5 protein-coding genes are annotated in these 8039 nt (G+C 70.0%); 2 read left to right on the top strand and 3 right to left on the bottom strand.

What is annotated here, in order from left to right; all coding sequences use genetic code 11:
• Window positions 1–240: 240 nt before the first annotated feature.
• A complete protein-coding gene (locus STSP_RS25635; protein WP_198547438.1) occupies window positions 241–1221 on the bottom strand; it encodes a LacI family DNA-binding transcriptional regulator in 981 nt (326 codons plus the stop codon).
• A gap of 268 nt (window positions 1222–1489) precedes the next feature.
• On the opposite strand from STSP_RS25635, the gene STSP_RS25630 reads away from it, so the two are divergent.
• On the top strand, window positions 1490–3013 hold the full coding sequence (locus STSP_RS25630) for a glycoside hydrolase family 43 protein (RefSeq protein ID WP_067282663.1): 1524 nt from the start codon (window positions 1490–1492) through the stop codon (window positions 3011–3013).
• A 19-nt stretch (window positions 3014–3032) separates the two neighbouring features.
• Here STSP_RS25630 and STSP_RS25625 read toward each other — a convergent pair whose 3' ends face one another.
• Together STSP_RS25625 and STSP_RS25620 are read right to left on the bottom strand one after the other, a co-directional pair.
• Complete coding sequence (locus STSP_RS25625; RefSeq protein ID WP_078067498.1) at window positions 3033–4838, bottom strand: ABC transporter permease subunit; 1806 nt, start codon at window positions 4836–4838, stop codon at window positions 3033–3035.
• 6 nt (window positions 4839–4844) lie between these two features.
• Complete coding sequence (locus STSP_RS25620) at window positions 4845–6368, bottom strand: ABC transporter substrate-binding protein (RefSeq protein WP_067282661.1); 1524 nt, start codon at window positions 6366–6368, stop codon at window positions 4845–4847.
• Between the two features lie 353 nt (window positions 6369–6721).
• On the opposite strand from STSP_RS25620, the gene STSP_RS25615 reads away from it, so the two are divergent.
• On the top strand, window positions 6722–7822 hold the full coding sequence (locus STSP_RS25615) for an ABC transporter substrate-binding protein (RefSeq protein WP_067282658.1): 1101 nt from the start codon (window positions 6722–6724) through the stop codon (window positions 7820–7822).
• The last annotated feature ends 217 nt before the right edge of the window (window positions 7823–8039 follow it).

Here is an 8039-nt window from a genome sequence, read left to right as displayed (position 1 = left end):
CTACGGCCGCGTCTACTTCGGGACCAACGGACGCGGAGTCATCTACGGCGACCCGCAGTGAGGTCTGACTCCGATCACGGACACCCCAGTTGCCGTGACCGGGTGTTCGACGTCAGGAGTCGTCGGCAGGCCGTGGGGCGTGACGAAGGCACCTGAACGGCACGAACGTCCTGACCGACCGGCCCCTCGCCCTGGTTGCCACCTCCCCGGCAACCAGGGCACCCGCGTTCCCGCGTGACCTCACTCCTCCTTCGGCGGAGCCGTGCTCCCCCGGACGGTGAGGGTGGTCGCGATCTCCAGTCCCACCTGCGGCACTTCCTCACCGCGGCCGAGCGCCAGGGCCAGCTCGGTGCCGGCTGCCGCCATCTCGGCCAGCGGCTGATGAACGGTGGTCAAGGGCGGGTCCACCCAGGCCACGGCCGGTACGTCATCGAAGCCGACCACGCTGAGATCCTGCGGGATACGCAAAGTCAACTCGCGCGCGGCCTGGTAGACACCTAGCGCCTGCATGTCGTTCGCGGTGAACACGGCGGTGGGGCGATCGGGGCGGGACAGCAGCTCCCGCGCCGCGGCGTACCCATGCTCTCGCGTGAGCTGGGTCTTCACCACCAGATCGGGTTCCCACGGCAGGCCGGCTTCCGCAAGAGCTGACGTGTAACCGGACAACCGGGCGAGGCAGAAGGGATGATCAGGCCCGCTGATCATGGCGATGCGCCGGTGCCCCAGTTCGACCAGATGCCGGGTCGCCATCTGACCGCCTCTCCAGTTCGTGGCACCCACGAACGGCACGTCATCGGGCAGCTCGTCGACCGGGTCGAAGACAACGAACGGGATGCCCTTCGCCTTCAGCTGTTCCCGCTCCGCCACGGAGAGCTGCGCCACCGACAGGACGCACCGGGGGCGCCGGCCGACCGTGTCGTCGATGGTCATGCCCGCCGTGTCATGCAGGCCGAACTCCGACACCAGCACACCGATGCGGTTTTTGCGGGCCACTCGCTCGACACCGCGGATGATCTCCACGGCCCACATGCTCTCCAGCTCCCGGAACACGAGCTCCACCAGGTTGCTCCGGCTCTTCGGGGGCTTGCGGTAACCGTACTGATGGATAAGTTCCTCGACGCGGGCCCGGGTCTCGTCCGACACCCCCGACCGGCCGTTGAGCACCTTCGACACGGTGGGTACCGAGACCCCCGCGGACTCGGCGATGTACGCGATCGTCACCGATGCGGGTCCCTCGCCGCGCTCGCCATGCTCGTCCGTCGAAGGTCTTCCCGCTCGGTTGTCCGGCACGGTCGCCCTTCCCCCTCCCTCGCATGCTGTCGCCCGCCATTCTGGCACCTCACGGCGGGGGCCGGTGCTCTGCCCATCCCCCTCATGTCGCTTCCGTGGTGCGACATGCGGTCCAGCGCCGCGGCGGGGTTTTTCGCCATGACATCATCAACCCCGGCAAGATCGGCAAGCCCCCGGCATTCTGAAGGGACCACACCCTGTGCGGACGTACGACAACCCCGTGATCAGCGGGTTCTACCCCGACCCCAGCGTGTGCCGGGTGGGTGACGACTACTACCTGGTGTGCTCGAGCTTCGAGTACTTCCCCGGCTTGCCCATCTTCCACAGCAAGGACCTGGTGCACTGGCGGCAGATAGGCAACGTGCTCGACCGCCCCGGGCAACTGCCGCTGCCGGTGCCCGGCTCCATGGCCTCCCGCGGCCTCTACGCCCCCACGATCCGCCACCACGACGGCCGCTTCTGGGTGATCAACACCAACGTCAGCGGCGGCGGCAACTTCATCGTGACCGCCGAACGGCCCGAGGGCCCCTGGTCGGACCCGGTGTGGATCGACCTGCCCGGTATCGACCCGGACCTGGCATGGGAGGAGGACGGCACCTGCTGGGCCGCCTTCACCGTACCCGGCATCCACCTCGCCCGGATCGACCCGGTCAAGGGCGAGGTACTGGAGGGGCCCTTCCCCACCTGGTCGGGCAGCGGCCTGAAGTGGCCCGAGGCCCCGCACCTGTACCGCATCGGCGACTGGTGGTACCTGCTGATCGCCGAGGGCGGCACGGAACGCGGCCATGCTGTGTCCATCGCCCGGGCCCGCTCGCCGCGCGGCCCCTGGGAAGGCGCACCGGCCAACCCCGTGCTGTCCCACAGCGGCACCGACCGGCCCATCCAGAGCACCGGCCACGCCGACCTGGTCACGGCACCCGACGGCAGCTGGTGGATGGTGCTGCTCGGCACCCGGCCCCGCGGCTACACCCCCAACTTCCAGGTGCTCGGCCGCGAAACCTTCCTCACCCCCGTGGAATGGGACGAGGACGGCTGGCCCGTCGTCGCGCCTGTGCCCGAGCGCCACCCCGCGCCCGCCGGCGCCTGGCACCCCTTCCCAGCCCTGCCCGCTCGCGACGACTTCGACGCGCCCACGCTCGCGCCGCACTGGATCTCGCCCTACGCCCGCCCCGACGACTCCTGGTCGCTGACCGAGCGCGCGGGCTGGCTCACCCTCACCGCCACCGGCCCCACCCTCGACCGCCCCGGCTACACCTTTGTCGGCCACCGTCAGCAGCACCACGACTGCCGTGCCGCTGCCCTGCTCGACCCGGGCACCGGCCGGGGCGGCCTGAGCGTGCGCATGGACGAGGCCCACCACTACGACCTGGAGGCCGCTGACGGAGAAGTCAGTGTCATCGCGCGCATCGGCCCGCTGCGCCAGACCGTGGCCCGCCGCCCGGTGCCGCCCGGCCCGCTCACCCTCGCCGTGACGGTCCGTACCACCGACATCGTGTCCCCCTCCCCCGAGTTCGCCGGCATCGAGCCCACCGGCCCCGACACCATCGCCTTCTGGCTCGGCGACCCCGACGCCCCGGGCGCGGAACCGCTCGCCGAACTGGAGGGGCGTTACCTGTCCACCGAGGTCGCCACCGGCTTCACCGGGCGCGTCATCGGTATGTACGCAACCGACGGCACCGTCGCATTCGACTGGTTCCACTACGAACCGGCGCCCTCCGCCTGACGCCCGGGCCGCCTGTGTCTCATCGGTCGGCCGTTCGTCGGGGTCCGCTCCGTCCCGAGGCCGTGCCGGACACGGCGAGAACGGAGAGCAGGACGAGTGCGCATGCCGGGCCGAGTACGGCCCAGGGCGCCAGTTCCACGTACGGCTGGTTCTCCGACAGAAGGCGGCCCCATTCCGCGGTGGGCGGCTGCTCACCCAGCCCGAGGAAGCCGAGGGAGGCCAGCACGAGGACCGTGGTGGGCAGGCGCAGGAGGGCGTTGCGCAGTACCGCGGGCAGTACGGCGGGCAGCAGGTGACGGCGGAGACGATACCCACGGCCGGCCCCGATGGAGAGGGACGCGAGCATGTGGCCGCTGGCGCGCTCCTGTTCGAGCAGGGCCGCGGCCTGGGCGGCGTAGGGGGTCCAGCCGACCAGGCAGACCGCCAACGCTGCACCCCACACCGACGGGCCGGTCACCGCGGTCGTCAGCAGTCCGGCAAGGACGGCCGGCAGCGTCGACACCGCCTCCGTCAGGCCCGCGCCCACCTGTGTCGCCATGCCGAGCAACAGCCCGGTGAGGGTGCACACCGCCGTCACCGCGAGGGCCACGCCCACCGTACGCAGCGCCCCGTGGCCCAACCGGGCCAGCAGATCACGACCGAGCGAATCCGTGCCCAACGGGTGTGCCGCTGACGGCGGGAGCAGCCGTGCCGCCGTGTCCACGTGCAGGGGATCGCGCAGCAGTCCGGCGATGACGAGGGTGAGCAGGGCGATGGCACAGGCCCCGGCGGCCCAGCGGCTGGAGCGCCTTCGCGGGAGGGCCGGTGCATGCAGGGCGGGCAGCGCTCCGTCCCGCAGGGCCGGGCCGAGCAGGGCGCGACGCAGGGCCTGGATCAGGAGGCCGGCGGTGATGCCGAGCAGGATCAGGACGAGTGTCGCGGTCTGCAGAGGGGGGAGGTCCTGAGCGATGGCAGCGTCCAGGGCGAGGCGGCCGAGCCCCGGAATGTTGAAGATCTTCTCCACCGCGACGGCACCGCCGACCAGGGCCACGACGGTCGGCAGGAGTTGCGGGAGCACACCGGCCAGCGTGCGACGCAGTGCGTGCCGGGCGATGTGACCGGACGTGAACCCGTAGGCGTGCCAGGTCCGGGCCCACGGCTCGTGGAAGGCGGCGGGCAGCGCCTGGTCGAGTAGACCACCGATCATCGCCCCGGACGGCACACCGAGAGCGAGCGCGGGCAGCACCATCGACGACGGTCCCTCCCAGCCGCTGGACGGGAACCAGCCCAGCCACACCCCGCACACGGTGGCGAGCAGCGAGGCGAGCAGGAACTTGGGCAGGGCGGCCAGGACGGCGGCCCCGGTGGCCCCTCTCCGCCGGTGCAGCCGTCGCCGGGATCCGAGATACAGCGTGCGGGCACTGACCAGTGCGGCGACCGCGATCGTGACCACGAGCGCGCCGAGCATCAGCGTGAAGGAGACCGCGAAGGCGGCCGTCACCTGGGGCAGGACCGGTTCGCCCGACACCCAGGAGGTGCCCGCGTCGCCACGCGGCAGCCCGCCCAGCCAGTGCACGAGGTGGGTGAACGGCCCTTCGTCCAACCCCAGTTGCTCACGTACGGCGGCCAGTTGCGCGGGGGTCGGATCCTGGTCGGCGGAGCGGGCCCGCAGGACCGTCAGCGCGGGGTCGTTCCCGGACAGCCAGGGCAGCAGGGCCACGGCCGTCAGCAGCGCGACCCCGGCTGCCAGGCGGCCGAGGCCCGCGCGGGACCCGGCGGCGAGGCGGCCGAGGCCCGCACGCCACTGGGCCGGGCGGGCATCGGCCCCGACCGACGTGACACTCATCTGCTGCTACTTCAGGCGGGTGTCGACGTCGATCAGAGAGCGCTCCCGCGGGTCGAGGAGCACGCCCTCGACGTTTGTGGCGATGCCCTGAATGACTTTCTCGTGGACCAGCGGTATGACGGCGTCGGTGCGCAGGATCTGCGCCTCGGCGGCCATGATCTTCTGCTGGCGCTTCGTCGTGTCGCTTTCCTCGGCGGCGGACTTGATGGCCTGGTCCACCTTGGGGTCCTTCAGACGGGCGATGTTGTACACGCCGTCGCTCTTGTAGTCGCTCGCCAGGTACGCGACCGCGTCGCCGGTGTCCAGAAGTGTCACCCGGGAGAAGACCAGGGCGTCGTACTTGCCGGCGAGGAGGTCGGCCTCCATCTGCGTGTACTCGCGCACGTCCTGCTTCACGGTGAAACCGGCCTTCTCCAGCTGCTGCTGCAGCACGGTGGCGGCCTCGGGCAGTTCCGCGCGGTTGGTGATGGTGGCCAGACGCAGGACCTTGCCCTTCGTCTTGGACCTGACCTGTGCGGGTGTCGCGGCCTTGGCGCGGCCGGTGACGTCGACGCGCTTGTCGGCGGCCCAGCGCACGGCAGGTCCGAACAGGCCCTGCGCGGGGTCGGCGTACCCGCCGAAGACGGAGTCGACGAGCGCGGAGCCGTCCACGGCCTCGCGGGCCGCCGCGCGCAGCGCCGGGTCGGTGAACATGCCGTTGCCGGTGTTGAGGATGAGGCTGTCGGTCCGTACGGACGGCACTTCGTGACGGGTCTTCGCGTCCAGCAGCTTGGCCTGTGCGGTGGGGATCCACTCGGCGATGTCGACGTCCCCGCTTCGCAGGGCGTTGGCGCGGGCGGTGCCGTCGGCGATCCAGGTGACGTCGATGCCGGGCGCCTTGGCCTTGCCGCCCCAGTAGCCGTCGTAGCGGTCGAGGGACGCCTCGGTCTTTCCGGTGAGCTTCGTGATCTTGAAGGGGCCCGTTCCGGTGCCGACCGGGCTGACGGTGCCGTCCTTGTGGTACGCCTTCGCCGAGAGGATGGCCAGCGCCGGGCTGGCCAGGCGCAGCGGGAGCACCGGGTCGGCGGCCTTGGTGCTGATCGTGACCGTGTCGGCGTCGTCGACCTTAGCGGTGAGCGTGACGTCGCTGAGGACGCGGGGCTTGGGCTTTGCGGCGTCCGCGTGGTCGAGGGCGTTGACGACAGACTCGGCGGTGACCGGCGTACCGTCTTGGAAGGTGGCCTTGCGCAGCTCGAAGGTCCAGGTGGTGGGGTTGGTCTGTTTCCAGGACGTCGCCAGCGCGGGGGCTGCGGCGCCGTTCTTGTCCAGGGCGGTGAGTCCTTCGGCGACGGAGAGCTTGCTCAGCAAGGTGGCGTCGTTGCTGTAGGGGGACAGCTCCTGCACGGGCGGGACCGCGAGCGCGACCCTCAGCCGCCCCGCCGATCCACCTTCGGCATCCGCACCCGAGCCCCCCTCCCCGGACACGAAACAGCCGGCCAGCAGGGGTGTGAGGGCAAGCGCCGCGAAGAGGGCACGGGAGTTCGTACGCATGGGTGTCCTGTCGTGCGGGAGAAGACGGTACGGCCCTTGGACGCCAGTGAGGCGAAGGGGCCATGTCAGCATATAAGGCAAGCCTTACTTGACCTCACCGGGTGGGCGAAAATATCGATCAATGAGATGGATTCGGTCGCTCCGAGGGCTCGTCGGCACAGATGCGATCGAGGGAGGCGGGCCTGTCACCCACGGCGGAACACGCCAGAACGCCTCAGCGGCACGGTGGGCGGCAGCAGATGGGGCACTCCGAAGCTCCGCAGGACTGCGACAGTTCTTCCATGCGACATCTATAAAGCGACGATATTTCCTGATACACACCTATAAGAACGCAGCCGCACAGGAGGCAGACGGTGACAGACGTCGGAGTCGACCGCAGAGCGTTCCTGCGTGGAGTCGGCGGAATTGCGGCAGGCGTCGCCGCCACGTCGCTCACCGCGTGCGGGACCGGCACCGACCGGAACGCCACCAGGACCCAGAACCCCAAGCTGCTCGTCGTCCGCGACATCGGCGGCTCTTACGGCGAGGCGAACCGGAAGGCCGTCTACGACCCGTTCTCCAAGGAGACCGGCATCCAGGTCAGAGTGGTGAACATCCCCGGGTACGCGCAGATCCTCGCCCAGATCAAGGAGGGCCGCCCACAGTTCGACGTCATTGACATTGAGGCGATCGCATTCGCCCGTCTCGAGCGGGAGGACGCCATCGAGGCACTGGACTACGACCGGCTGAAGAACGCAAGGAATGTCGGCATCGCCGAGTTCCTGCTCGCCTCCCACTACGTCGGCAGGAACTACTGGGCCAGCGTCATGGCGTACCGCACTGACGCCTTCGACGGGAAGAAGCCCGAATCCTGGGCGGACTTCTGGGACACCGGGGCATTCCCGGGCAGCCGCGCTCTGCAGAGCTCGGACGCGGGCCCGCCGGAGCTGGAGTTCGCCCTCCTCGCCGACGGTGTACCGCTTGACCGGCTCTACCCCCTCGACGTGGACCGTGCCTTCAAAGCCCTCAACGAGATCAAGGGCTCTGTGCGGACGTTCTGGGACAACGGCGCTGTGCCGGGTGAAATGCTGGACCGCAAGGAGGTCGTCGCCTCCAGCGTCTGGCACGGCCGCCTCGACGATCTGATCAAGCGCGGCGCCCCACTCGCCTACGTGTGGAACGGCGCCCGCAGGCAGAGCAGCGGCTACGGAATCCCCAAAGGCGCCGCCAATCCCGACGCCGCCTACCGGCTCATCGACTTCGCCCTGCGACCCGAGGTGCAGGCGGACTTCGCCCGGATCTATCCCTTGGGTCCTGTTGTGCCGACCGCCTACGCACATCTCTCCGAGGCCACCGCCAGGAACCTGCCGAGCACCCCCGGGCACCTGCTGTCCGGCTTCGACCTGGACGTCGAGTGGTGGATCAGGAACCAGGACTCCGTGACGAAGCGCTGGCAGGAGTGGGTGCGCGCCTGACCCATATACCCGTGGGTAGCCGTGTGAGATAAAGAGAGGTATGACCAGGCATTTTGGTCAGTTCTCGGCTTCCCGATCCGACGCGCACGGCGGCTGGCGTCGCCGTTCGGCGGGTGCTCCGCAGGGGCTCGAGGAGCCCGACAGGCGCCAGGCGTCCAGCGGCCGACGTTCGGGGCCGCGCTTGAGCGGTCTGCCCAGGTTTCGCAGTGTCGCGAGC

Source organism: Streptomyces jeddahensis (genome assembly GCF_001642995.1).
GTDB classification, from domain to species: Bacteria; Actinomycetota; Actinomycetes; order Streptomycetales; family Streptomycetaceae; genus Streptomyces; species Streptomyces jeddahensis.
The sequence above is the reverse complement of the archived record's forward strand: the minus strand, read 5'-3'. Positions and strand labels throughout refer to the sequence as shown.

What these genes read in the sequence shown, in the direction of transcription:
- STSP_RS25625 (WP_078067498.1), bottom strand. Translation starts at nt 4,838, where the DNA reads ATGAGTGTCACGTCGGTCGGGGCCGATGCCCGCCCGGCCCAGTGGCGT.
- STSP_RS25620 (WP_067282661.1), bottom strand. Translation starts at nt 6,368, where the DNA reads ATGCGTACGAACTCCCGTGCCCTCTTCGCGGCGCTTGCCCTCACACCC.